This window comes from Salmonella sp. 32031103-2018-00083-FB-01-SM-01 (assembly GCF_017571995.1).
Classification (GTDB): domain Bacteria; phylum Pseudomonadota; class Gammaproteobacteria; order Enterobacterales; family Enterobacteriaceae; genus Salmonella; species Salmonella enterica.
Genome location: NZ_JAGEQL010000001.1, coordinates 307,714 through 332,618, shown reverse-complemented (window position 1 = coordinate 332,618; position 24,905 = coordinate 307,714). Strand labels below are relative to the sequence as shown.

Here is a 24,905-nt window from a genome sequence, read left to right as displayed (position 1 = left end):
AATAGCATGAAACTGTATCCCAAATCATCCCTGTAACCCTAACGTGAGCTTACAGGGACATTTATCAGGGAAGTCTTTCCAGCATTAATCCAGCCCGCAATCCGCAGGCGACAGAGGGATTAGGAAAGAGAACATATTCAACGTCATGCGTCACCGTCACGCGCTTATCCCCCTCCTCGGCCAGCAACGTTCCCTTCGCAAAGGCAGTAAAATTCAGCGTTTGCGCATCCATATAAAGCGCGAACTTGTCGCTGTGACGCGTGATTTGCGACACCACCCGATAGCGTAGCGGCGGCGAAGATGAGCTTGACGTTTCGATACCGCTCAGCAGCGCCGACAACGCCTGCGAGGTTACGCTGAACTGCGTCAGATCGTTTTGCCCAAACGGCAACGCCTTTCCCAACTCCAGGGTACAGGAAAGCGCGCCGAAATGTTCAGAGCTAAAGTGCGTAAACGTACCGCCGGGCGCCTGATGAAATACCAACGCCTCCAGTCCTGCCGCGCCCAGCCACGCCAGAAAATCCGCCTCCCACGGGCGGTCGCGCTGCGGCAATACGCCAAAACGCAAATGATGCGAGCCACGAATGGCGGTATGCAGATCCAGATGCCAGCGTACCCGCGCCTGGCCAGATGAAAAGAAGGTCTCCAGACTTAGCTCCAGCTCACGCGCCCGCCGCGTTTCATCGCTTTCGGCAAAGGACTGCCAACGCCCGCCAAACATACGGTTCATATCGCTGTGACAATAGCGTATTCCCGCCGCCAGCGCCTGCGGATTGCCGAGCACCACCAGCACTCGCCACGTTAACATCAAGCTGCCTGAGAACAGCGCCGACAGCAGCTTATCCAGCATCTCTACCGGCGCGGTTTCATTGCCGTGTATCCCCGCAGAAAGAATTAACGCGCGGTCGACCGGCGCATCGGGCGTGAATTCAAGCAGACCATGGCCTAACCAGCGCCAGCGAAAACCCGCGCCCTTCCCCTGCGTCACCCGTGGTGTCGTGCCGCTTAGCGTCAACGCCAGAAAGTTATCCATCAGCCGCCCCCGTTTGCTGGAAAGGATAAACCGACCCCAAATCCAGCAGATGCGTTAACACATCCAGCGCCTCCCGGCCTTCTCGCAATAATAACGGATCGGCCAGATCGGCGGCGGTCAGGCGATCGCGATAATAACGATCCGCCCACGCGTTAAGGGCCGTAAACAGAGCGTCATTCATCATTACCGCTGGATTCACCGCCCGTCGTTCTTCTTTTGTTAACACCACGCGTAATCGCAGACAGGCCGGGCCGCCGCCGTTGGCCATACTTTCTCGCAAATCAAACACCTGCATCGCGCTGATGGGGTTATCCTCCGCCACCAGCTTATTCAGATAGCGCCAGACGCCGACATGGTCCTGACATTCCCGCGGCAACACTAACAGCATTGAGCCGTCGTCACGGCTTAACAACTGACTATTAAACAGGTAGGTCGCCACAGCATCTGATACAGAAACCTCTCCGGCGGGCACCTCTATCGCCATAAAACCGTCAACGCACGTACGCAACTGATTAATGAGCACTTTCTGCCGGGCAAACGCCGCTTCGTGACAAAACAATACCTGTCGATTCGAGACGGCAATGACATCATTATGGAATACGCCTTGATCGATGACCTCCGGGTTTTGCTGAGCGAAGATAACCTGTTGCGGATTCACCTGGTTAAGACGCGCCACGGCCTCGCTGGCTTCGCGGCTCTGGCGCGCCGGATAACGAGCGGGTCGTATTTCATTCTCCTCTTCGCGCCCATAGACAAAAAGCTGCACGCCTGCCGAACCATACTCGCCGCCCAGACGGTTATGATTCGCCGCGCCTTCATCTCCCAATAATGCGACCTGCGGTAACGCGCTATGCACTGAAAACTGGTTTTCATCGCGAAATATGGCGCGTAGCAGCGCTTCGGTAACAGGCGCCTCAAGAGCGCGATGAAATTTATTGTTTAAATTCGCCACCGTCAGGTGAACTTTCCCATCCAGCGCGTCTGCCGATGGGCAAACCGTCGCCGCATTCGCAACCCACATTGGCGACGCGGAACTCACGCTGGAAAGCCAGCGTGGCGCCTGACGCGCAACCTTATCCAGAATCTGCTCATCGCTACCCGTGAAGCCGAGCTGACGCAACGCCGGAATAAAAGGCCGCTCATGCGGCGGGATCACCGCCTGGGGAAAGCCGGCATCCGCCAAAGCCTTCATCTTTAGCAGCCCCTGCTTTACCGCCAGACGAGGATTCGACACCTGAAAACGGTGGCGGGTCGATGCCTCATTGCCGAAGGATAGCCCGGCATAATGGTGCGTAAGCCCCACCAGCCCGTCAAAATTAACTTCATGCGCCGTCATACCGCCTCCCTGCGAGAAAAGTCGAGGCCGGGGCTTAATGTCGCAGGCAACGTCAGTTCGGGAGATTCCAGACTGGCCATCGGCCAGGCGCAATAATCGGCGGCATACCAGGCGCTGGGCCGATGGTTGCCAGACGCGCCGACACCACCAAACGGCGCAGTACTCGCTGCCCCGGTGAGCGGTTTATTCCAGTTAACGATCCCTGCCCGTGCCTCCAGCAAGAGCTGTTCGAACTGCGCGCGATCCGTCGACACCAGCCCACACGACAGACCAAAACGGGTATTATTCGCCAGACGAATCGCCTCATCGAAATGCGCATAACGCCAGACGTTCAGCAGCGGACCAAACACCTCTTCATCCGGCACATCCGCGACGCCCGTCAGCTCAATGATGCCAGGCGTCAGCAGAGAGGTTCCCTCTTTGACCTTCCGCGGCGCCAGTAGCGTGCGACCGCCTAATGCCTCTCGTTGACGCCAGGCCTCCATCACATGCTGTGCCGCCTGCGCTGAAATCAGTCCGCCGATAAACGGCTGCGGATCGTCGTCCCATCTGCCGGGCTGCAGACGTCCGGCGACGTCAACCAGCCGCGTCAGAAATGCATCTCCCTGCGCACCCTGTTTTACCAGAAGGCGTCGCGCGCAGGTACAGCGCTGTCCGGCGGTAATAAACGCCGATTGCAGCGTCAGATGTACCGCCGCATCTATATTTGCCACATCCTCAATAATGAGCGGGTTGTTTCCGCCCATTTCAAGAGCCAGGATTTTTTCCGGCTGGCCGGATAGCTGGCGATGAAGCTGATATCCGGTACTGGCGCTGCCGGTAAACAGCAGCCCGTCGAGATCGTCGAGCGAACTTAGCGCTTGTCCGGTCTCCCGACCGCCCTGCACCAGATTAAGAACGCCTGCCGGTAGCCCCGCCCGTTCCCAGAGTTTTATTACCGTTTCCCCGGTCCATGGCGTTAGCTCGCTAGGTTTGAAGATCAGCGTATTGCCTGCCAGCAACGCGGGCACAATATGGCCATTCGGTAAATGGCCGGGAAAGTTATAAGGGCCGAATACCGCCAGCACACCGTGAGGGCGATGGCGCAACGTCGCGGCGCCATCGACAAGTTCGCTTTTTTGTTCGCCTGTTCTGGCATGGTAAGCCTTAATCGAGATGGCAATCTTATTGATCATCGTCGTCACTTCCGTCGCCGCCTCCCAGCGCGGTTTACCGGTTTCACGCGCGATGACCTCCGTGAGATCGGCTTTATGCGCCTCCAGCAGGGCGGCAAATTTCTCTACGATAGCCTGTCGTGCCGCAAAAGGCTCTCTGGCCCAGCGAGGAAACGCCGCGCGCGCCGCCTGACAGGCCTCGGCGACCTGTGCCGCATTAGCGTCATTCCCCTGCCAAAGTATCTCCGCGCTCACCGGGTTCGTTTTGCGGCGGCGTTCGCCCTGACCGGTTATCCAGTCGCCGTTTATCCATAGCGTCATACGGTTTTCTCCTCAGCGCAAAGGCGTACCAGCCGAACGTGGTCGCCCGCGCGACATTTCAGCGCATCCAACTGCGCGGCGGTCAGTACAAGTCGTGAAGTCTGCGGATCGGCGCGCACCAGCGCGGCCCGAAAGTGGTGATAGTTTTCATTGGCGACCAGACATGCCGGATAGTCGCCAGGCGCGGGTTGCCCTTCCGCGACTTCCACCAGTCGGCTTTTACGAATAGCCCGCACGCGATCAATATCACACTCCAGCGTCGGCCCGCCGTCGAAGATGTCGATATAGTGGCGATAGCGAAAGCCTTCCTTTTCCAGCACCGCGCGGGCTGGCGCCGTTTGCGGGTGGACTTCGCCAATTACGGCCTGTGCCTCTTCAGATAAGAAGTGGGTATAAATAGGATGTTTGGGCATCAGCTCGGCGATAAACGCTTTTTGCCCGGTACCGCATAAAAAATCCGCCCGGCTGAAATCCATAGAAAAAAAGCGTTTGCCGAGACTTTGCCAGAAGGGAGAATAACCGTGCTCGTCAATGACGCCGCGCATTTCCGCCACCACTTTCTCATTGAATTTATCGCGAAACGCGGCCATAAACATAAAGCGCGATTTTGACAACAGGTAGCCGTTACCCTCTTTACGCCATTCGGGATCGAGAAACAGCGTGCAAAGCTCACTGCTGCCGGTATGATCATTACTCAGGAATAATGTTGGCAACGCGTTATATACATTCAGCTCTTTGGAGGCATGAACCAGCGTACCGACACGATAGTTATACCAGGGGTCGTTAAGACCGACCGCGACCTCAATGGCGCAGATCCCGCCGACCTCACCCGTTTCACTGTCCTCGAGAACGAATACATACCCTTGTTCGCCTTTTGGCAGCTCGTCGGACCAGGTTTTTAGCGCGCGTTCAATGCGGGCCGCCAGCGTCGCTTCATTTGCCGGTAGCGAGGTTAAGCCGCCGCCCGTTTTGCCTGCAAGCTGCATCAGCGCGGCGATATCCGCATGTTCGACAGGACGAATCACCCGCATGATGCGCCTCCCGTCTGAAGGCGTTCGCACGCCAGGGCAAAACGATCAAGCCCGGTGGCTATCTCCTCGTCGCTCACATTTAACGCTGGCGCAAAACGCACCACGTCGCCGCCGGCGATGAGCACCATCACGCCTGCTTTTGCCGCTTCCTGGGCGATGAGTTTGGCTTTTCCGGCAAACTCCGTCTGTAGCACACAGCCAAGCAGTAGCCCCAGCCCGCGAATTTCACTGAACATGCCAAAACGTACATTAATGGTATTTAGACGTTCAATAAACGCATCGTGGCGCTGTCTGACGCCGTTTTGCATCTCCGGCGTATTGATGATATCCAGTACTTTTCCGGCAACTGCCGTCGCCAGCGGATTACCGCCGTAGGTGGTGCCATGCGTGCCTGGCGTCATAACGCTGGCATAGTCTTGCGTGGTCAGCATCGCGCCGATCGGGAAGCCGCCACCCAACGCTTTAGCGGTCGTCAGGATATCGGGCGTAACGCCATAATGCATATATGCATACAGTTCGCCGGTACGTCCGACGCCCGTCTGCACCTCATCAAAAATCAGTAACGCCTGATGCCGGTCGCACAATTCACGCAGCCCCTGCAAAAAAGCTTTCGTGGCGGGGATCACGCCGCCCTCGCCCTGCACAGGCTCTACGATCACGGCGCAGGTATTGTCATCAATTAGCGCGCTGGCGGAGTTCAGATCGTTATAGGCTGCATGACGAATATCCGGCGGCAGCGGCGCAAAGTCCTGTGAATAGGAGGGTTGACCGCCAGCGCTGACGGTAAAGAGCGTGCGACCATGGAACGCGTTTTTAAAGGCCACAATGCCGCTTTTATGGTTGCCGGCACGATCGTGGGCATATTTGCGCGCCAGTTTTAATGCTGCTTCATTTGCTTCAGCGCCTGAATTACAAAAGAAAACGCGTTCGGCGAAGGTCGCGTCGATCAGTTTTTTCGCCAGTCGCAGCGCCGGCTCATTGGTGTAACCGTTCCCGGTATGCCAGAAGCGATTCGCCTGTTCATTTAACGCCTCGCGCAGCGCCGGATGCGCATGTCCCAATGCGTTGACCGCGATCCCGCCAGCAAAATCAATGTACTCTTTCTCCTGCTGATCCCACAGGCGTGAGCCTTCTCCGCGTACAGGAATAAAAGGCGCGGGAACATATACCGGCACCATCCATTCATCAAAGTTTTCGCGCGTAACTGACAGAGACATAGCGACCTCTTTTGGTAAAAATAAAGTTATTTATATGTTAATTAATATGAGTGTTTGCGCTGTAAATGTAGATTGCAGCATTCGTGCCAGCCAGCGTTAAAATTGCATAAACAGAAGTGATAGACGGTAAATCAATGGGTTACAGCGTAGCGATATTCACTTTTACTGCATGAAAAGTGAATATTTCCGCATAATCGGTGGCTAAAAAGAGGAAAAAGCGAAATATTATTCAGTTGCCAAATATAATTCTGGAATTGTGATCTTATACGAAATTTACTGGAAATTACCGCCCCGTTCTGGCGCATCTGCACGCAAACCGTGCCATTTTCGCGCTATAGAAAACACCATACGCTTCCATTGGCCGAATCTGACGATGAGTGGCAGTCACCCGGTAAAATTTCTGTTACCATCCCAACACGATTCACCTTGCAAAGTGGCAGTGACTATGAAATTTGTCTCTTTTAATATCAACGGCCTGCGCGCCCGTCCCCATCAGCTTGAAGCGATTGTCGAAAAACACCAGCCCGATGTGATCGGCCTACAGGAGACAAAAGTCCACGACGAAATGTTCCCGCTCGAAGAGGTCGCGAAGCTGGGCTATAACGTTTTCTATCATGGACAAAAAGGCCATTACGGCGTCGCGCTGCTAACAAAAGCCACGCCCATTTCCGTCAGACGCGGTTTCCCGGATGATGGCGAAGAGGCGCAACGCCGCATTATCATGGCGGAAATCCCCTCGCCGCTGGGTAATATTACCGTCATTAACGGCTATTTCCCGCAGGGGGAAAGCCGGGATCATCCGTTGAAGTTCCCCGCGAAAGCGCAGTTTTATCAGAACTTGCAAAACTATCTTGAAACGGAACTCAAGTGCGATAATCCGGTATTAATTATGGGCGACATGAATATCAGCCCGACCGATCTGGATATTGGCATCGGCGAAGAGAACCGCAAACGCTGGCTGCGTACCGGTAAATGCTCCTTCCTGCCGGAGGAGCGTGAATGGATGTCACGGTTACTGAAGTGGGGATTAGTGGACACGTTCCGTCAGGCGAATCCGCAAACGATGGATAAATTTTCGTGGTTTGATTACCGCTCAAAAGGTTTCGTGGATAATCGCGGGCTGCGTATCGACCTCTTGCTGGCAAGCGCTCCGCTGGCGGAACGTTGCGCAGAAACCGGTATAGACTATGACATTCGCAGTATGGAAAAACCCTCCGACCATGCGCCGGTCTGGGCGACGTTTCGTGTTTGATTCCGCTTTCTGATTAACCGTAAGGCCGGGATAGCGCGACGCTTCCCGGCAGGAATAACGACCTTAACGACAATGATAAAAAAACTCGATGTTGTTGCCGCCATCATTGAACGCGACGGCAAAATTCTGCTGGCCCAGCGCCCAGCTCATGCGGATCAAGCCGGTTTATGGGAGTTTGCCGGCGGTAAAGTCGAACCCGGCGAAACCCAGCCGCAGGCGCTTGTCCGCGAGCTACGCGAAGAGTTAGGGATTGACGCCACGCCCGGCGTCTATATCGCCAGCCATCAACGCGACGTGTCTGGCCGACGAATTCATTTGCACGCCTGGCATGTGCCTGCGTTTAACGGTCTGATACGTGCGCTGGAACATCAGGCATTAGCCTGGTGTACGCCGGAAGAGGCGCTGGAGTACCCCCTCGCCCCGGCGGATATTCCGCTATTGCAGGCGTTTATGGCTTTACGCGACGCCAGACTAACGGATTCGTGCTGATGGTTTTTTCGTCACGCTGGCACTGGAGCAAGACGCCTTCCACTTTTATTACCGCGCCTTCGGAGTAATTCTGATCCTGGTAAACGCAGCACTGAATGCAGGGCTGGGACGACTGACCGCGCGTGCTGAAAACTTCCGGCGGGACATTCACCTGAATATCAGGACGACTGTTCTGGTTTGCCAGCCCGACCATTGGCATTATAGCCATCACGGCGACCACGAGGCTTCGGCACATAGGAGTTCCTTATTTTTCTAAATATATTCTCAGTATAACGGTAAGCCGCCGTGAAAACTTTAATCCTCTTTTGTCATCGCTTTTAGTTATGACCCTCGCCCCGTTATGAATTTACTTAGCAGCGTCATTTTTTTCTTGCTTACCGTCACATTGCTGATGGTATAGTCGAAAACTGCAAATACATATTCTGATAAAACGCAAATACAACCACATTAATATATAAGAGGTTTTTATATCTATGGATCAGACATGTTCTCTGGAATCGTTCCTCAACCATGTACAAAAGCGCGACCCGCATCAAACCGAGTTCGCGCAAGCCGTCCGTGAAGTCATGACCACCCTGTGGCCGTTTCTTGAACAAAACCCCCGTTACCGCCACATGTCTTTACTGGAACGTTTGGTTGAACCAGAGCGCGTAATTCAGTTTCGCGTAGTGTGGCTGGACGACAAAAACCAGGTGCAGGTAAATCGCGCCTGGCGCGTGCAGTTCAACTCTGCTATCGGCCCCTATAAAGGCGGTATGCGCTTCCATCCTTCGGTAAACCTTTCCATCCTTAAGTTCCTCGGCTTTGAGCAAACCTTTAAAAATGCCCTCACCACGTTGCCGATGGGCGGCGGTAAAGGCGGCAGCGATTTCGATCCGAAAGGGAAAAGCGAAGGCGAAGTGATGCGTTTCTGCCAGGCGCTAATGACTGAACTGTATCGCCATTTAGGGCCGGATACCGACGTGCCTGCCGGGGATATCGGCGTGGGCGGGCGCGAAGTGGGCTTTATGGCGGGAATGATGCGCAAGCTTTCCAATAACAGCGCCTGCGTCTTCACCGGCAAAGGGCTTTCCTTCGGCGGCAGCCTGATTCGCCCGGAGGCGACGGGCTATGGCCTGGTCTACTTTACCGAAGCAATGCTTAAACGTCATGGTCTCGGTTTCGAAGGGATGCGCGTCGCCGTGTCCGGCTCCGGCAACGTAGCGCAATACGCCATTGAGAAAGCGATGGCCTTTGGCGCGCGCGTGGTTACCGCGTCGGATTCGAGCGGGACGGTGGTCGATGAAAGTGGCTTCACGCCAGAGAAGCTGGCGCGTCTGTGTGAAATTAAAGCCAGCCGTGACGGTCGCGTCGCTGACTACGCCCGTGAGTTTGGCTTAACCTATCTGGAAGGCCAGCAGCCCTGGAGCGTACCGGTGGATATCGCCCTGCCATGCGCGACGCAGAACGAACTGGACGTTGACGCCGCGCGCGTACTGATTGCCAATGGCGTAAAAGCCGTGGCGGAAGGGGCAAATATGCCAACCACGATTGAAGCGACCGATCTCTTCCTTGAGGCGGGCGTACTGTTTGCGCCGGGTAAAGCCGCCAACGCGGGCGGCGTGGCGACATCAGGGCTGGAAATGGCGCAGAACGCCGCGCGGTTGAGCTGGAAAGCCGAGAAAGTGGATGCCCGTCTGCATCACATTATGCTGGATATCCACCACGCCTGTGTCGAGTACGGCGGCGATAATAAGCATACCAACTACGTTCAGGGCGCCAACATCGCCGGTTTCGTGAAAGTCGCCGACGCCATGCTGGCGCAGGGCGTCATTTAATCCCGTCGTCAGGCCAGATGGCTTTACGCTTATTCGGTCTGACGGCCTGTCTCCTCAGCAGGCGGGCTTTTTTTGCCCGCTCGCTTACGCGGCGCGCTCTTTTTCTTTTCTCCACCGCCTGGCGCGACTATCCCTCTGAAGCGCTTCACCGGCGTGCGCTTAGCCTGATCGATCAGCTGATATAACGTGCCGACCAGCGGTTGCATAAAATCCTGATAACGGCACTGCTTTTCGCTGATTTGCGTCAAAACAGATTCCCAGTGCGCGGTCATATCTGGACGGGCCGCCATTTCCGGCAGCGAATGTATTAACGCTTTGCCAGCATCGGTAGAATGAATGTAGCGCCCTTTTTTGGTCAGGAAGCTACGTTTGAACAGCAGTTCGATAATCCCGGCGCGCGTGGCTTCCGTCCCCAGCCCATCGGTCGCGCGCAGGATCTTTTTCAGATCTTTATCCTGCACGAAGCGGGCAATTCCGGTCATCGCGGAAAGCAATGTCGCATCGGTGAAATGACGCGGCGGCTGGGTTTGGCGTTCGACCACTTCCCCCTTTTCACACAGCAACTCATCACCTTTGGCGACAACCGGCAGCGGCGTACCGTCGTTTTCCTCGTCGCGCTCTTTACTGCCCAGTAACGTCCGCCAACCGGCCTCCGCCAGAAAACGCGCTTTGGCGACAAATTTTCCTTTGGCGATTTCCAGTTCAATAACGCATTTACGAAACACCGCGTCCGGGCAGAACTGCATCAGATACTGACGCGCAATCAGGGTGTACACTTTCGCTTCGTTTTCCGTCAGATGGACAGAAGAACTGCGCGCCGTCGGGATAATCGCGTGGTGCGCATCCACTTTTTTGTCATCCCAGCAGCGATTGCGCGTATCAGGATTAACCACAGGCTGCGGCAGTAAATCCGGGGCGTGGACGCTAATCGCGTTCATGACCGCCTGCCGTCCGGCAAAGTGTTCTTCCGGCAGATAACGGCAGTCGGAACGCGGATAGGTAATCAGTTTGTGGGTTTCATAGAGCTTCTGACAAATATCAAGCACGTTTTGCGCACTCAGGCCAAAGCGTTTGGCGGCTTCAATCTGTAGCGTCGAGAGCGAAAACGGCAGCGGCGCGGATTCTGATTCCCGTTTATCATTATAACTGGTTACCAGCGCGGGCTGACCGTTGATTCGGTTCACCACATGCTCCGCCAGCGGACGATGAAGCAAGCGCCCCTCTTCATCCTGATAAGGTTCGCACGCCTCGCTCGGCTGCCAGATAGCGGTAAAACGCTCGTCGGCAGGCGTAACGATGTGCGCCTTCACTTCAAAGAAGTCTTTGGCGACGAAGTTCTCAATCTCTTCATCTCGCCGCACCACCAGCCCCAGTACCGGCGTCTGTACGCGTCCCACGGATAACACACCCTGATAGCCGGCATTACGGCCCAGGATCGTGTAAGCGCGGGTCATATTAATGCCATACAGCCAGTCCGCTCGCGCTCGCGCCAGCGCGGAGACGCACAGCGGCACGAAGTCGCTGTTCGCCCGCAGCCTGTCAATAGCACGCTCGACCGCCTGCGGGTTAAGGTCGTTTATCAGACAACGCCGTACCTGCTGGCGCTTTTCGGCAGGAAGCTGGAGATAATCCAGCACTTCATCAACCAGAAGCTGTCCTTCGCGATCCGGGTCGCCGGCGTGAATAATTTCACCGGCTTGATGCAAAAAGCGCTTAATCACATTGAGCTGTTTGGTGACGGAAGGACGAGGCTGAAGCTGCCATTTTTCCGGCACGATAGGCAGGTCAGCCAGATTCCAGCGCGCATAACGGCTGTCATACGCATCCGGCTGCGCCTGTTCCAGCAAATGACCAATACACCAGGTGACGACCTGCCCGTTTCCGCACTCAATAAAACCATCGCCTTTACGGTGCGGTTTTGGCAGCACATCCGCAATGGCGCGCCCCAGACTCGGTTTTTCGGCAATAAACAACCGCATCAGGTTAACGAATCTCAACCATAGCGCGACCGCCACGGGCCTCGACCAGTTCGCCAATCGCGGTCAGATCGATACCAAATTCCGCCGCGGTGGCTTTAACATCGTCTTCGGCGTCCGGCGTTACCGCCAACAACAGACCGCCTGACGTTTGCGGATCGCACAGCAGGCTACGAACTTCACGCGACATGTCGCCCATCAGATGACCATAGCTGGCGAAGTTGCGCTCTGTGCCGCCCGGTACGGCGCCCAGAGCAATATACTCTTCCACGCCCGGCAGTTTAGGGATGTCCTGATAGCAAAGCAGCGCCTGCACACCTGCGCCCTGGCACATCTCGCTCAGGTGCCCCAGCAGGCCAAAACCGGTAACGTCAGTCATAGCTTTTACGCCGTCGATATTGGCAAACGCCGCGCCAGCAATGTTCATCCGACACATGACTTCCGTCGCCAGCCCCTGATGTTCAGGCTTAAGCAGCGATTTTTTTTCGGCGGTGGTCAACACGCCAATCCCCAACGGTTTGGTCAGAAAGAGTTTGCATCCCGCCTGCGCGGTACTGTTTTTCTTCACCCGTTCGGTCGGCACTACGCCTGTGACCGCGAGACCAAAGATCGGCTCCGGGGCGTCAATAGAGTGTCCGCCCGCCAGCGCGATACCGGCCTGACGGCAGGCAAAGCGCCCCCCCTCGGTCACTTCACGCGCAATATCGGGCGACAGGGTATTAATCGGCCAGCCAAGGATCGCGATCGCCATAATCGGTTTGCCGCCCATCGCAAAAATATCGCTGATGGCGTTTGTTGCCGCAATGCGGCCAAAATCGAACGGGTTGTCGACTATCGGCATAAAGAAGTCGGTGGTGCTGATAATACTGGTGCCATTACCCAGATCGTAAACCGCCGCATCATCGCGGGTTTCATTACCCACCAGCAGGTTCGGGTCGACGAACTTCGCCTGCTCGCTATGCAGGATAGTCTCCAGCACTTTAGGGGAAATTTTACAACCGCAACCAGCGCCGTGGCTGTATTGCGTTAAACGAATGGCTTGCTCGCTCATGGACATCTCCTGTCATTGCATTCGCGCTATGGTAGCGCTCATTCCCTGATGTGGTAAGTATCACTGTCTGAATTACCGCGCCTTTGCTCAGAATCCAGACAGTTTTATCCCTCAGCGTCAGAAATAACGCACAAACGGCGTGGGGTCGGGGGTACTGATCGTCGTTGACGCTTTGAGCTGCGGCGTGCCGAGATAGAGAAAACCAACAATTTTATCCTGAGGGCGGCACTCAAAGGCTTCCCGCACGATAGCGCTCTCCGTTAATGCACCGCTACGCCAGATACCATTAAACCCTTGCGCAATCGCCGCCATTTGCATCGCCATTACCGCACATCCGGCAGACATCTCCTGTTCCCACACCGGAACCTTATGGTTTTCTTCGCATTTCGCCACCACGGTAATGATCAGCGGCGCGCGAAACGGCGCATTACGCGCTTTTTCGATCGCTTTCTCATCGCCCCCGGCAGCGACAGCGCCTTGTTCAAGCACGGCGCTGAAGCGGTCGCGCCCCTCTCCTTCAATCACAAAAAAACGCCACGGCTGTAGAGATTTATGATCGGGAACACGCATTCCCGACCGCAGAATGTTCTGTAATTGCTCTCCGACAGGCGCCGGTTCTGCGAGACGAGAGGCGCTACGACGGTTGACCAGCAGTTCTAGTGCATCCATTTGATTAACTCCAGCAATGATATTTATTCACAAAATTAACACGAGAGCGGATTTTGTTACAGCGCAGGCAGTGATTCCTGCTGACAACTGCCTGATGGGTCATTACGATAGCCACATCTTAATGCTTTATCCTCACCAAGGTATAAGCGTTGTTACTCAGATAGGGAGAATACATGCGAACCCTGTGGCGATTTATTGCCGGATTTTTTAAATGGACGTGGCGAGTGTTGAACTTCGTCCGTGAAATGGTACTCAACCTGTTCTTTATTTTTTTGGTTCTGGTGGGCGTTGGGATCTGGATGCAGATCGGTAACGGCAGCAACAGTGAGCAAACCGCGCGCGGCGCTCTGCTGCTGGATATTTCCGGCGTCATTGTGGATAAACCCTCCACCAATCACCGTCTGGGCGCGCTGGGTCGCCAGTTATTTGGCGCCAGCTCCGACCGTCTGCAGGAAAACTCCCTGTTTGACATCGTCAACGCTATTCGTCAGGCGAAAGATGACCGTAACATCACTGGTATCGTTCTGGATCTGAAAAACTTCACCGGCGCCGATCAGCCGTCAATGCGCTATATCGGTAAAGCGCTGCGCGAATTCCGCGACAGCGGCAAACCGATTTTTGCCGTGGGTGAAAACTACAGCCAGGGTCAGTATTACCTCGCCAGTTTCGCCAATAAAATTTGGCTTTCCCCACAGGGTCAGGTAGATCTTCACGGCTTCGCTACGAATGGCCTGTACTACAAAACGCTGCTGGATAAGCTGAAAGTCTCTACCCACGTTTTCCGGGTCGGCACCTATAAATCCGCCGTCGAGCCGTTTATCCGCGACGATATGTCGCCCGCCGCCCGCGAGGCCGACAACCGCTGGATAGGCGAACTGTGGCAGAACTACCTGCATACCGTTTCCGCCAATCGCCAGATTTCGCCGCAACAACTCTTCCCCGGCGCCCAGGCTATTATCGACGGGTTAACCAGCGTGGGCGGTGACACCGCCAAATATGCGCTCGACCATAAACTGGTGGACGCCCTCGCCTCCAGCGCAGATGTTGAAAAAGCGCTGACGAAGCAGTTTGGCTGGAGTAAAACCGAAAATAACTATCGCGCGATCAGTTATTACGATTATTCGCTGAAAACGCCTGCGGATACCGGCGGTACTATTGCGGTTATTTTCGCCAATGGCGCGATTATGGATGGCGAAGAAACGCCAGGGAATGTCGGCGGCGACACTACGGCATCGCAGATCCGCGACGCACGTCTTGATCCTAAAGTGAAAGCGATTGTGCTGCGCGTCAATAGCCCAGGCGGGAGCGTCAACGCCTCCGAAGTTATCCGCGCCGAACTGGCGGCGGCAAGAGCGGCCGGCAAACCGGTGGTGGTCTCAATGGGCGGCATGGCGGCCTCCGGCGGTTACTGGATCTCTACGCCGGCAAACTATATCGTGGCCAGCCCCAGCACGCTGACGGGTTCAATTGGCATCTTCGGCGTCATCAATACGGTAGAAAACAGCCTGTCGTCGATTGGCGTACACAGCGACGGCGTTTCCACCTCGCCGCTGGCGGATATTTCGATGACCAAAGCGCTGTCACCGGAAGTGCAGCAGATGATGCAACTCAGTATTGAGTACGGCTACAAACGCTTTATTACGCTGGTGGCAGACGCGCGTAAACGTACGCCGGAGCAGATTGATAAAATCGCACAGGGCCATGTCTGGACCGGAGAAGACGCGAAAGCCAATGGTCTGGTGGACAGTCTCGGCGACTTTGACGACGCCGTCGCCAAAGCGGCGGAGCTGGCGAAACTGAAACAGTGGCATCTTGATTACTATCAGGACGAACCGACGGTCCTTGATATGGTCATGGACAGTATGACCGGATCAGTACGCGCCATGCTGCCGGAGGCCATTCAGGCGATGCTCCCGGCGCCGCTCGTTTCCGCCGCCAACACGGTGAAGGCCGAGGGGGATAAACTGGCGGCATTTAACGATCCGCAAAACCGTTATGCGTTCTGTTTGACTTGCGCGAACGTTCGCTAATGCTTCATCAATAGCCATACCGGATGGCGGCGTCTGCTCATAGCCGCCATCCGATAATCATTAATACGTCCTTCGCGACACGACTGAACATTATCATGCAAAAGAAATCAATTTACGTTGCCTATACCGGCGGTACTATCGGTATGCAGCGCTCAGATAAAGGGTATATCCCGGTGTCCGGGCACCTTCAGCGCCAGCTGGCGCTGATGCCGGAATTCCACCGCCCGGAGATGCCGGATTTTACCATCCATGAATATGCCCCGCTGATGGATTCATCAGATATGACGCCGGAAGACTGGCAGCATATCGCTGCAGATATCAAAGCGCACTACGATGAGTATGACGGTTTTGTTATTCTGCACGGCACCGACACGATGGCGTTTACCGCATCGGCGCTCTCTTTCATGCTGGAAAATCTGGGTAAACCGGTTATTGTGACAGGGTCACAAATTCCGCTGGCTGAGCTGCGCTCCGACGGGCAAATTAATTTGCTGAATGCGCTTTATGTCGCCGCCAACTATCCTGTTAATGAAGTAACGCTGTTTTTTAATAATCGTCTGTTCCGCGGCAATCGCACGACCAAAGCCCATGCGGATGGTTTTGACGCTTTTGCCTCTCCTAATCTGCCGCCCTTGCTGGAAGCAGGAATTCACATTCGCCGTTTAAATACGCCTCCCGCGCCCTACGGTTCTGGTGAATTAATCGTTCACCCTATTACACCGCAGCCAATAGGCGTAGTGACCATTTATCCGGGGATTTCCGCCGAGGTAGTACGTAACTTTCTGCGTCAGCCGGTAAAAGCGCTGATTCTGCGCTCTTATGGCGTAGGCAACGCGCCGCAAAATAAAGCGTTTTTACAGGAGCTGAAAGAGGCCAGTTCGCGCGGCATCGTGGTGGTTAACCTGACCCAATGCATGTCAGGGCGAGTCAATATGGGCGGGTACGCTACCGGTAATGCGCTGGCGCACGCTGGCGTGATTGGCGGTGCCGATATGACCGTCGAAGCCACCTTAACCAAACTGCATTATTTGTTAAGCCAGGGTCTGGACACTCAGGCGATTCGTAGCGCGATGGCGCAAAACTTGCGTGGTGAATTGACGCCGGATGATTAAAAAATCCCGACGACAAGGAGAAGATAATGACAAACCGGGCCTTATTACTGGTCGACTTGCAAAATGACTTTTGCGCCGGCGGCGCGCTGGCTGTAGCGGAAGGCGACAGCACCATCGACATCGCCAACGCTCTTATTGACTGGTGCCAGCCCCGGCAGATTCCGGTGCTGGCCAGCCAGGACTGGCATCCCGCGCAGCATGGCAGCTTCGCCAGCCAGCATCAGGCGGAACCCTATAGTCAGGGAAAGCTGGACGGGCTGCCGCAAACGCTCTGGCCGGATCACTGCGTTCAACATACCGACGGCGCGGCGTTACATCCCCTGCTTAACCAACATGCGATTGACGCCTGCATCTATAAGGGTGAAAACCCGCTGATTGATAGCTACAGCGCGTTTTTTGACAACGAACATCGGCAGAAAACTACCCTTGATACCTGGCTTCGCGAGCATGACGTTACCGAGCTTATCGTGATGGGGTTGGCGACCGATTACTGCGTAAAATTTACGGTGCTGGATGCGCTAAAGTTGGGCTATGCCGTTAACGTTATCACCGATGGCTGTCGCGGCGTGAATATTCACCCGCAGGATAGCGCACACGCGTTTATGGAGATGGCGGCGGCAGGCGCGACGCTGTATACGCTGGCAGACTGGGAAGAGACGCAGGGCCAGGCTGTCGCCAGGTAGCGGAGCAGGTATCGTATCCGGTCACTACATCACGCAACGGTGAGACCATTGCATAGATCTTTGGGCCGGATACGTCACGCCAGCATCGCTACCAGGCAAAGCTCAACGCAGGCTGGAGAGCGCTTCTAACGAAACTCTTCTCGTTTCAATGCCAAAACAAAATAATATCAGCGCGCACGCCGCCAGCAGCATACCCAGCACAACAAAAACGGTGACAGATCCATAGCGGGTCAGCAAAACCGCCACACCGTAGGGGGTAAAGACAGCGACGATCCGCCCTACCGCATTCACAAAACCCGATCCACGTAATCTAAGGTGCGTAGGCCATAATTCGGGAACGTAAACCGCCGAGGCGAAGCAGACGTACATATACAGAAAGGAAATCATTACCAGTCCATAAACCAGAATGGCCCATTCCTCAGTCTGTATTGAGTAAAAATATCCTACTACCGCAATAACGATAAGCAACAGCGAACCAAATAACCGTCTGGGGAAATGGTCAATAATGAGCGCAGCGATAAATATGCCCACCGGCGCGCCAATCATAATGATGGCGGTCATGAAAATGGATTTTGTAACATCAATTCCTGAATTAACAAAAATTGTCGGGATCCATACCGTAATGGTATAAAGCGAAATGTTCATCGCAATCAATACAGTGATCGCCACTAACGTGCGCCGCAGCATTTGTCCTTTGAATAATAGCCAGAATGTACCGTTTTCAAAGCGCGATTCCATGGATTTATTGCTTTCCTGATGCGGCTGCAAAATAATACTTTTTTCTTTTTCTATTTGCGATTCAATCATGAGAAGCTGCTGTTCAGCCTCGCGTTGCCGCCCTTTACCTGCTAACCACCTGGGTGATTCGATAAAGTACTTTCCTGAAAGAGACCACGCCAGCAACATCCCGATCCCGCCAAGAAGAAACATCATCCGCCAGCTTAAAAACGCAATGACCACTACGCCAATCCCCGCAGACAGCAGCGGTGACCAGTTCCCTACAAAAGAGAGACGCGCGGACCATTTTCCTCGTACAACGGGAGGGATAAACTCGGTAAAAGAAGCATATCCAACCATAATCAATGCCCCCATGCCTGTCCCCATCAGACAACGAAAGAAAATCAGCCAGTACATATTGGGAACAAATGCGGCAGCCGTTGCGGAGATGCCCACAAGCAACAAATTAATGCGAAACGCTTTTCGACGCCCCAGGTAATCCCCAATAAAACCGCCGGTAAGCGAACCAATAAAATAGCCAAGCATCAGTGCCGATGTGAACGCGGCATTAAGATAATTATTCGACCAGCCATTGTTTATCAATTTGGCCAGAACCACATTTCCTGAATAACTCAAAAACCCCGTTAATAGCAGGCCAAAACTAATTATTCCAAAAATACGAAAATGAAACCGGGATAAAGGTAAGCGGTCTAGTCTGGCGCCGATATGATCATTGTCTTCCATCTGGATGGCCTCTAACGCAGCAAAATAATAAATTATTGTCTCGCGGCAAAGGGGTATTTGCCGCACTTGCTATCATCTGCCGTTTTTTTTGGCATAGTCCAGGCGAAAACAATCCAGGCAAGGATAATCTATCGATTAATAGACAAGCTGGATATTATTTTTATCGCAAAATGCGATCCATTCATCACCTGGCGTTTTATTCGTTATCAGGTAATGGATATGACTAAAATCGACCAACCGCACGAACGCTTTACGATCAAATTTTGAGTGGTCCACCAATAACGCCACCTCTGTGGCCTGGCGAATCATCGTTTTTTTGATTTCAGCTTCCGCCTCGTTAGAATCAAGCGCCCCGCTCGCCATATCCAGCCCTTTACAACTCATTACCATAATATCAACATGATAACGGCTGATTATTTCTTTAGTGATACGCCCCTGCAGCGATAGCGTATTTTTATTTAACTCACCGCCCGTAGAAACAAGATTAATGTCCGATTGCGCCAGTTCATGGAAAGCTTCCGCTGAATTAGTTAACAAAGTAAGATCATTTCGGTCTTTCAGAAGTTTTAGCAATTCCATTACCGTACTGCTGGAATCGGCGGCCATCGTTGTTTTGTTTTTAATAAACGGAAGCGTATTACGGGCTATAATTTGCTTCTCTTCATAGAACGATTTTGCACGCTTATAAAAATGGATATTGTCAGCCAGCACTGCCGAATTTAATACCGCACCGCCATAAGTTCGAGTCAAAAAGCCTTCATCTTCGAGTTTTTCCAGATCGCGTCGAATTGTCTCTTCGGTTACCTGAAAAATTGAACTCAAGTTAGAGACTGTTACTTTTTTATCATTAGCGACCATCTGTTTGATCGCCTGAATCCTGTCTTTCGCCGCCACGATTACACCTCTGTTTTCGACGTCATGATAAACGTTGAGTATCTCACAGACTATGTTTACTTTCAAAATAAGCCGTTTGAATAACAGATTTTATCTGCATTTCGCCAAAAAAGAGGTGTAATGTATTGCTTATGGATTGTCCAGTGCTTCCGCCATTTGTCTCATCAATAACGCATCGTCATCTGTTAAGGTGATGGACAGCGCAGCGATATTCTCTCGTACCTGCTCCGGCGACGTGGCGCCGCTAAGTATCGAAATCAGTTCGCTTTGTCGCAATATCCACGCCAGAGCCAACGTCGGGACAGAGCAATGGTATTTGTCACACAATGGCTGCCACTGCTCCAGCATATCAATGACCCGCAACATATTCTCACGCTGGAACCAGAGTTTATTCGCTCGCGCCCCGCCGGGAACATAGTCACGGGTAATGGTGCCGGTTAACAATCCCTGCTCCAGTGGCGAATAAACCTGTACCACGATGCCGTGCTCGCGGCATAGCGGCAGCAGCTCCGTTTCCAGCGCCCGGTCAAGAATGCTGTATTTCGCCTGTATGATGTCCAGCTCGCCATGTTTAAGGTATTCGCGGATATGGCTGACATCTACATTGGCCGCCCCGATAGAACGGATTTTCCCCGCTGCTTTCAGCTCATTGAGCACGCCAACGGTTTCCGCAATCGGCGTAAAAAACGGCGGTACCGACTGCCAGTGGGTCATATAGATATCGATATAATCAATCCCTAGTCGCTGGAGACTGGCATCGACTTCTTTACGAATAGAGTCCGGAGAAAGATTTTTATAGAGCTGGCGATCGCCGACTTTATTGAACAGACTCCCTTCCCGCTCCCAGACGATCCCGCATTTGGTCTCCACCACCATCTCGTTACGCGGTAATTTCTTCAGCGCCTGGCCGACAATCACTTCGCTATTGCCAAAGTTATAGCCCGGCGCCGTATCAATCAGGTTAATACCGCAACGGTGCGCCTCAACGATAGTATCGATGCAGACCTGCATATCGAGGTTGCCATTCCATGCCGGACCGCCGCCGATAGCCCAGGTGCCGAGTCCCATACGGGAAAGCGCTATATCTGTATTACCTAAAGGTATCATTTTCATCTGCCGCTATTACCCTTCGTATTCATTCAGGAGTTGTTCCACTAGCATTCTGTTTTTCACGCCCGTTGTGGCGCCCACGCTGAGTACCGATATCGCGGCCGTCGCATTGGCGAACCGTGCGCATTCACGCAGCGTTTTTCCCTCCAGCAGCGCGGCGATAAATCCCGATGCAAAATTATCGCCGGCGCCAATAGTGTCGATGGCGGTAATGCCTGACACCGCAGGCACTTCCATTTTTATATCGGCACGTTTGATAAAGCAGCCTTTCTTGCCAGTTTTAATCACCACCGTTTTTACGCCACATTGCAAAAAACAATCGGCAATATCATCCAGCGTCTCTTTCCCGGTCAGTTTTTTGGCTTCATCAATATTAGGAAACAGATAATCGACAAAACTTAGCGCTTCGCGAATATCGTCCAGAGTTTCATTCAGCCGCGGTTTGATCATGTCAGCGCAGATAATCAGTTGATGCGCTTTCGCCTGCGTAAAAATAGCCGTTAATGCTTTGCCATCCAGCAGCGGGCTGTTAAAGATACTTGCCAGTGATAACAGCCTGGCCTGAGAAAAACGGTCAAAATCGACATCGTTAATATTTAGCTTCCACAGGCTGCCGTTACGGTTAGTGACAAAGGTGCGCTCACCATCATCAGTCACCAGCCCAACATTAATTGAGGTATCAATATCAGCATCCTGCTTCAGGCTCTGAATATCGATATTCTCCTTCCGACAGTGGTCGAGAATAAAATATCCTGCCGCATCGTCGCCAACGCGACTCATTAGCGCAGTGCGATGCCCGAGACGCGAAATAATCGTGGCTTCATTAATCGCATCTCCCCCTGTGGTCATGGCAATTCGTTCTAATGGATACGAATCGACATCAAAGATATTTTTACTAACCGGTTGCAAAGGAATGTCAACAATGGCCGCCCCTATGCAAAGAACTTCGATTTCGTCCATATCATCATTCCGCTTTACCATCTGAACCAAACAGTTTGATTTTTTCCAGCGCGCGGGCTTTTACCGCTTTGCGTACTTCGCGTTCCAGATGCAGGAACGGCTGATCCTGATTCTCTTTTACCGCTACCATCGCGGCCTGACACAGTTCGGTGTGGATATTGATTTTCGAGATGCCCAGCGAAATGGCTTTTTTGATATCCGCGTCGCTAATACCGGAAGCGCCGTGTAACACTAGCGGTACGGAAACTGCCTGGCGCACGCGCTCCACGACCTCAAAATTCAGTTTTGGTTCAGAGGTGTACACGCCATGCTGGTTGCCGATGGCGACCGCCAGCGAGTCACAACCGGTGCGTGCTACAAATTCCGCCGCCTGATCCGGGTCGGTATAGTGATACCCCGCCAACGCCTCTTCATACACCGTTTCGTTCCCTACGTGCCCTAACTCCGCCTCTACCGGAATACCCAGCGGATGAAAGAAATCAACGGCTTCTTTGGTCAGGCGAATATTTTCTTCAAAGTCAAAGGATGAAGCGTCACGCATCAGCGAGTTCATGCCGTGCGTCCAGGCATTATGGATAATGTCCATGCTACGTCCATGATCCCAGTGGGTAATTACCGGCACAGAGGCTTTTTTAGCCATGGAAACCATCATATGAGAGAAGTCTTCAAATGAAGTATTGCCCACAAATCCGGTACCAAAGGAGATAATAACCGGCGAATTTGCCTCTTCCGCCGCATCAATCACTCCCATCAACATTTCCGCATTCCACACGTTAAAGTGCGCAATCGCGTAATGTTTATTTTGTGCATCATTTTCCCAATATTTTATATCTGCCAACATCGCTGTTTCTCCCGTTTTTTATTAATCGCAAACTTTAATAACGCCTTTAATAATGTCGCGTTTGTTATTCACCGACTCTTCAAATGCACGTTGTACGTCTTTGTAATCGTAAATATGCGTCACCATTGATTTCACATCGAAACGCCCGGAGGAGATGGCATCAATAGTCACCGGATAGCGGTTGGCATAGCGGAATACCGTCTGGATGGAGACTTCACGGTTAATTTTGAGGAAATTAATTGCTGAATCTCCCGCGACAGTGCCGACAATCATGATCTTCCCGCCGCGCATGACCAGATACGGCGCTTGCTGAGTTGTGACGGCGGAACCGGCGGTTTCAAACACAATATCGGCGCCCATATCGTCGGTGAACTGCTGGCAGCGCGAGACAGTATCTTCTTTCGCCCCATTGATAACGGTTGTCGCTCCCAGTCGTTCAGCCATTGCCAGCCGTTTTTCCAGTACATCTACTACCGCGATATTGGTCGCCCCCAGACACTTACACGCTTGCAGGGTCATTAAACCAATGCAGCCCGCGCCGAGAATGACGATTTTCTTACCCGGTTTAACATCCGCCAGCATTGCCGCGTGCATTCCAACAGCAGCAGGTTCCACCAGCGCACCTTCCATAGTGTCCATATTGTCCGGAAGCTTGTACGTAAAACTTTCCGGATGGCACAGATAGTGAGTTAAGGCCCCGCGATAATTCGGCTGCGTCGCCATAAAATCAACATCCGGACAAATATTGTATTTTCCTTCCAGACAATAGCGGCAGTGGCCGCACGGCACGCCCGGCTCGATATTAACCCGATCGCCTGGCTTAAATTTGCTTACCCGCTTGCCGACCGCAATGACCGTTCCGGCACACTCATGACCGAGACCAATTTCCTGATTTGGAACCTTCGGCGGAATGAATGGCCCGGATTCAAAACCGTGAACATCTGAACCGCAAATACCGACATATTCCACTTTGATCAATACTTCGTTTTCTTTTGGTACTGGAATATCAGCCGCCATAATTGTCATGGTGCCAGGCGTTTTTAATATCGCTTTTGAATTTTTCATTTTTATTCCTTTATTTACTCGTGACCTTATCAATGCCCAGACTTTCGACCGAAACACCCCTGGTCTCGATTCCGATAGTCGCTATTGCAACAGCGACGATAATCGAGACAGCGCCCAGCAGGACGAAAACGCCCGTCACGCCATAGCCGTTGAGTAATACCGCCACTGCATAGGGGGCAGCGATACCGCTGATTCTGCCGACAGCGTTCGCCAGGCCGGAACCGCGAAGTTTCGCTTCTGTTGGCCAGATCTCCGGCACATAGACCGCCGAGGCATAACAGACATACATATAGACAAAGGTAATCAGGAAAAAGCCAATTAAGGTGATAAGCAACATGCTGGTTTGCAGTGAATAAATATATCCCAGCACGGCAATCAGAATTAATAAACCGACACCCATGGTTTTGCGCGGAATTTTATCCATTACCAGCATAGCGATAAATATGCCAAACGGTGCGCCGAACATACTCATGGTATTTAAAACGATCGAATCTTTGAGGTTGATGCCCTGCGTCATAAAGATGGTGGGCAGCCAGTTAATTAACGTGTATTGCACAACGTTCATGGCAATCAGCACGCAGGAACCCAAAATAACGCGTTTCAGTAATACGCCAGTGAGCAACGCTGAATAAGGTACGGAACGCGGAGGCTTGCCGCTGCTTTCAATAACAACCGGCGGCAGCGGTTTTCCTGTCTGACGTTCGATGCCTGCTTCAATGGCCTGCATGACCTTTTCGGCTTCCTGATAACGCCCGCGCGATTCCAGCCAGCGGGGAGATTCAGGGAAGTATCGCCAGGCAAGCGCGGTAGCAATCAGCGACAGTACAGCCGGGATCAGTAACTGCACGCGCCAGTTCCATTCCGCGCTAATTAGCGGCGTCAGCCCCATTGCAATCAGGGAACACAATGGATATGACCAGTTGCCAATAAACGAAACACGACTCGACCAGGTTCCCCGATTTCTGCCCGGCATATATTCGGTAAAACCAGCAAACAGGGTGACCAGTAGTGCCCCTAATCCCACGCCCATCACAAAACGACAGGCGATCAGAAAGCTCATATTCGGTGAGAATGCGCCAACCACCATCGCGGCGATATGGATTGCCTCATAAAGAATAAAGGCGTTCCTGCGCCCGGTTTTATCGCCGATAATGCCGCCCACCAGCGCGCCGAGAAACATCCCCGCTGTGGTAATGGCGGAGAAGGTGGCTGTCGTGGAATTATCGGTCCAGCCTAACTCCTTGAGCTGGGCAAGAATTAATCCGCCGACGGCATTACTCCAGCAAACAAGCAGACCAAAGGCGACGACGGCAAACATTGATGAATGCCAGCGGCAATCCGGCAGGCGATCCAGCCGGGCGCCGCAGTGCGGTTTTGTTATCTGTTCCATGCGATAACGTTCC

22 protein-coding genes are annotated in these 24,905 nt (G+C 53.2%); 6 read left to right on the top strand and 16 right to left on the bottom strand.

Going from position 1 to position 24,905, the window contains the following annotated elements; translation table 11 throughout:
• Positions 1-64 precede the first annotated feature (64 nt).
• The 5 genes from astE to J4614_RS01590 are packed head-to-tail and all read right to left on the bottom strand — an operon-like array spanning position 65 to position 6,092.
• Positions 65-1,033: a succinylglutamate desuccinylase gene (astE, locus tag J4614_RS01610; protein WP_023212246.1), complete on the bottom strand. Its 969-nt coding sequence runs from the start codon at positions 1,031-1,033 to the stop codon at positions 65-67.
• Positions 1,026-2,369: an N-succinylarginine dihydrolase gene (gene astB, locus J4614_RS01605; protein ID WP_208293038.1), complete on the bottom strand. Its 1,344-nt coding sequence runs from the start codon at positions 2,367-2,369 to the stop codon at positions 1,026-1,028. Before astB ends, astE begins: the two co-directional genes overlap by 8 nt.
• On the bottom strand, positions 2,366-3,844 hold the full coding sequence (gene astD, locus J4614_RS01600; RefSeq protein WP_001644580.1) for a succinylglutamate-semialdehyde dehydrogenase: 1,479 nt from the start codon (positions 3,842-3,844) through the stop codon (positions 2,366-2,368). The genes astB and astD overlap by 4 nt, the downstream gene beginning before the upstream one ends.
• Entirely contained in the window at positions 3,841-4,875 is a 1,035-nt protein-coding gene (gene astA / locus J4614_RS01595) for an arginine N-succinyltransferase (RefSeq protein ID WP_001263885.1), read from the bottom strand. Before astA ends, astD begins: the two co-directional genes overlap by 4 nt.
• Positions 4,866-6,092 (bottom strand): aspartate aminotransferase family protein, encoded by a 1,227-nt coding sequence (locus tag J4614_RS01590; RefSeq protein WP_000059492.1) that lies wholly within the window; start codon positions 6,090-6,092, stop codon positions 4,866-4,868. Before J4614_RS01590 ends, astA begins: the two co-directional genes overlap by 10 nt.
• A 445-nt stretch (positions 6,093-6,537) precedes the next feature.
• On the opposite strand from J4614_RS01590, the gene xthA reads away from it, so the two are divergent.
• Positions 6,538-7,344, top strand: coding sequence for an exodeoxyribonuclease III (xthA, locus tag J4614_RS01585; protein WP_000673954.1), 807 nt, complete (start codon positions 6,538-6,540; stop codon positions 7,342-7,344).
• A gap of 72 nt (positions 7,345-7,416) precedes the next feature.
• Positions 7,417-7,833: a pyrimidine (deoxy)nucleoside triphosphate diphosphatase gene (locus J4614_RS01580; protein ID WP_000592137.1), complete on the top strand. Its 417-nt coding sequence runs from the start codon at positions 7,417-7,419 to the stop codon at positions 7,831-7,833.
• On the opposite strand, the gene J4614_RS01575 is transcribed toward J4614_RS01580, so the two are convergent.
• The gene (locus J4614_RS01575; protein WP_000336847.1) at positions 7,793-8,068 is read right to left on the bottom strand and encodes a YnjH family protein; all 276 of its coding nucleotides are present in this window, start codon (positions 8,066-8,068) and stop codon (positions 7,793-7,795) included. The genes J4614_RS01580 and J4614_RS01575 overlap by 41 nt on opposite strands.
• Before the next feature lie 238 nt (positions 8,069-8,306).
• Between J4614_RS01575 and gdhA the strand changes: the two genes are divergently transcribed.
• Positions 8,307-9,650, top strand: a complete 1,344-nt coding sequence (gdhA, locus tag J4614_RS01570; protein WP_000372865.1) for an NADP-specific glutamate dehydrogenase — start codon at positions 8,307-8,309, stop codon at positions 9,648-9,650.
• A 29-nt stretch (positions 9,651-9,679) separates the two neighbouring features.
• Here gdhA and topB read toward each other — a convergent pair whose 3' ends face one another.
• From topB to J4614_RS01555, 3 genes are all read right to left on the bottom strand, one after another.
• Positions 9,680-11,629 (bottom strand): DNA topoisomerase III, encoded by a 1,950-nt coding sequence (topB, locus tag J4614_RS01565; RefSeq protein ID WP_001235863.1) that lies wholly within the window; start codon positions 11,627-11,629, stop codon positions 9,680-9,682.
• Between the two features lie 4 nt (positions 11,630-11,633).
• On the bottom strand, positions 11,634-12,677 hold the full coding sequence (gene selD, locus J4614_RS01560; protein WP_001294888.1) for a selenide, water dikinase SelD: 1,044 nt from the start codon (positions 12,675-12,677) through the stop codon (positions 11,634-11,636).
• A gap of 117 nt (positions 12,678-12,794) precedes the next feature.
• On the bottom strand, positions 12,795-13,346 hold the full coding sequence (locus tag J4614_RS01555) for an NAD(P)H nitroreductase (protein ID WP_208293037.1): 552 nt from the start codon (positions 13,344-13,346) through the stop codon (positions 12,795-12,797).
• A 173-nt stretch (positions 13,347-13,519) separates the two neighbouring features.
• Here J4614_RS01555 and sppA point away from each other — a divergent pair, with 173 nt between their 5' ends.
• From sppA to pncA, 3 genes are all read left to right on the top strand, one after another.
• Complete coding sequence (gene sppA, locus J4614_RS01550; protein ID WP_001259864.1) at positions 13,520-15,376, top strand: signal peptide peptidase SppA; 1,857 nt, start codon at positions 13,520-13,522, stop codon at positions 15,374-15,376.
• A gap of 95 nt (positions 15,377-15,471) precedes the next feature.
• Positions 15,472-16,488, top strand: coding sequence for an asparaginase (gene ansA, locus J4614_RS01545; RefSeq protein ID WP_001170136.1), 1,017 nt, complete (start codon positions 15,472-15,474; stop codon positions 16,486-16,488).
• Positions 16,489-16,514: 26 nt separating this feature from the next.
• Positions 16,515-17,171, top strand: a complete 657-nt coding sequence (pncA, locus tag J4614_RS01540) for a bifunctional nicotinamidase/pyrazinamidase (RefSeq protein ID WP_208293036.1) — start codon at positions 16,515-16,517, stop codon at positions 17,169-17,171.
• Positions 17,172-17,273: 102 nt separating this feature from the next.
• On the opposite strand, the gene J4614_RS01535 is transcribed toward pncA, so the two are convergent.
• The 7 genes from J4614_RS01535 to J4614_RS01505 all read right to left on the bottom strand — a co-directional run bounded on the left by J4614_RS01535 (position 17,274) and on the right by J4614_RS01505 (position 24,892).
• Positions 17,274-18,632 carry an MFS transporter gene (locus J4614_RS01535; protein WP_208293035.1) on the bottom strand — a complete coding sequence of 453 codons (1,359 nt, stop codon included), beginning with the start codon at positions 18,630-18,632 and terminating at the stop codon, positions 17,274-17,276.
• 135 nt (positions 18,633-18,767) lie between these two features.
• Positions 18,768-19,526 carry a DeoR/GlpR family DNA-binding transcription regulator gene (locus J4614_RS01530; protein WP_000719104.1) on the bottom strand — a complete coding sequence of 253 codons (759 nt, stop codon included), beginning with the start codon at positions 19,524-19,526 and terminating at the stop codon, positions 18,768-18,770.
• Between the two features lie 129 nt (positions 19,527-19,655).
• A complete protein-coding gene (locus J4614_RS01525) occupies positions 19,656-20,639 on the bottom strand; it encodes an aldo/keto reductase (protein WP_208293034.1) in 984 nt (327 codons plus the stop codon).
• 9 nt (positions 20,640-20,648) lie between these two features.
• Positions 20,649-21,596, bottom strand: a complete 948-nt coding sequence (locus J4614_RS01520) for a sugar kinase (protein ID WP_023136858.1) — start codon at positions 21,594-21,596, stop codon at positions 20,649-20,651.
• 4 nt (positions 21,597-21,600) lie between these two features.
• Entirely contained in the window at positions 21,601-22,437 is an 837-nt protein-coding gene (locus tag J4614_RS01515; protein WP_000878870.1) for a ketose-bisphosphate aldolase, read from the bottom strand.
• Positions 22,438-22,458: 21 nt separating this feature from the next.
• On the bottom strand, positions 22,459-23,502 hold the full coding sequence (locus tag J4614_RS01510; protein ID WP_208293033.1) for an NAD(P)-dependent alcohol dehydrogenase: 1,044 nt from the start codon (positions 23,500-23,502) through the stop codon (positions 22,459-22,461).
• 10 nt (positions 23,503-23,512) lie between these two features.
• Positions 23,513-24,892, bottom strand: a complete 1,380-nt coding sequence (locus J4614_RS01505; protein ID WP_208293032.1) for an MFS transporter — start codon at positions 24,890-24,892, stop codon at positions 23,513-23,515.
• Between the last annotated feature and the right edge of the window lie 13 nt (positions 24,893-24,905).

Excerpts from the sequence above, each read along its gene's own strand:
- astD (WP_001644580.1), bottom strand. The coding sequence starts at position 3,844 with ATGACGCTATGGATAAACGGCGACTGGATAACCGGTCAGGGCGAACGC.
- J4614_RS01505 (WP_208293032.1), bottom strand. The coding sequence starts at position 24,892 with ATGGAACAGATAACAAAACCGCACTGCGGCGCCCGGCTGGATCGCCTG.
- J4614_RS01555 (WP_208293037.1), bottom strand. The coding sequence starts at position 13,346 with ATGGATGCACTAGAACTGCTGGTCAACCGTCGTAGCGCCTCTCGTCTC.
- J4614_RS01580 (WP_000592137.1), top strand. The coding sequence starts at position 7,417 with ATGATAAAAAAACTCGATGTTGTTGCCGCCATCATTGAACGCGACGGC.
- sppA (WP_001259864.1), top strand. The coding sequence starts at position 13,520 with ATGCGAACCCTGTGGCGATTTATTGCCGGATTTTTTAAATGGACGTGG.
- J4614_RS01590 (WP_000059492.1), bottom strand. The coding sequence starts at position 6,092 with ATGTCTCTGTCAGTTACGCGCGAAAACTTTGATGAATGGATGGTGCCG.
- ansA (WP_001170136.1), top strand. The coding sequence starts at position 15,472 with ATGCAAAAGAAATCAATTTACGTTGCCTATACCGGCGGTACTATCGGT.
- J4614_RS01575 (WP_000336847.1), bottom strand. The coding sequence starts at position 8,068 with ATGTGCCGAAGCCTCGTGGTCGCCGTGATGGCTATAATGCCAATGGTC.
- astE (WP_023212246.1), bottom strand. The coding sequence starts at position 1,033 with ATGGATAACTTTCTGGCGTTGACGCTAAGCGGCACGACACCACGGGTG.
- xthA (WP_000673954.1), top strand. The coding sequence starts at position 6,538 with ATGAAATTTGTCTCTTTTAATATCAACGGCCTGCGCGCCCGTCCCCAT.
- astB (WP_208293038.1), bottom strand. The coding sequence starts at position 2,369 with ATGACGGCGCATGAAGTTAATTTTGACGGGCTGGTGGGGCTTACGCAC.
- J4614_RS01515 (WP_000878870.1), bottom strand. The coding sequence starts at position 22,437 with ATGTTGGCAGATATAAAATATTGGGAAAATGATGCACAAAATAAACAT.
- selD (WP_001294888.1), bottom strand. The coding sequence starts at position 12,677 with ATGAGCGAGCAAGCCATTCGTTTAACGCAATACAGCCACGGCGCTGGT.
- J4614_RS01520 (WP_023136858.1), bottom strand. The coding sequence starts at position 21,596 with ATGGACGAAATCGAAGTTCTTTGCATAGGGGCGGCCATTGTTGACATT.
- J4614_RS01535 (WP_208293035.1), bottom strand. The coding sequence starts at position 18,632 with ATGGAAGACAATGATCATATCGGCGCCAGACTAGACCGCTTACCTTTA.
- J4614_RS01525 (WP_208293034.1), bottom strand. The coding sequence starts at position 20,639 with ATGAAAATGATACCTTTAGGTAATACAGATATAGCGCTTTCCCGTATG.
- pncA (WP_208293036.1), top strand. The coding sequence starts at position 16,515 with ATGACAAACCGGGCCTTATTACTGGTCGACTTGCAAAATGACTTTTGC.
- gdhA (WP_000372865.1), top strand. The coding sequence starts at position 8,307 with ATGGATCAGACATGTTCTCTGGAATCGTTCCTCAACCATGTACAAAAG.
- astA (WP_001263885.1), bottom strand. The coding sequence starts at position 4,875 with ATGCGGGTGATTCGTCCTGTCGAACATGCGGATATCGCCGCGCTGATG.
- topB (WP_001235863.1), bottom strand. The coding sequence starts at position 11,629 with ATGCGGTTGTTTATTGCCGAAAAACCGAGTCTGGGGCGCGCCATTGCG.
- J4614_RS01510 (WP_208293033.1), bottom strand. The coding sequence starts at position 23,502 with ATGAAAAATTCAAAAGCGATATTAAAAACGCCTGGCACCATGACAATT.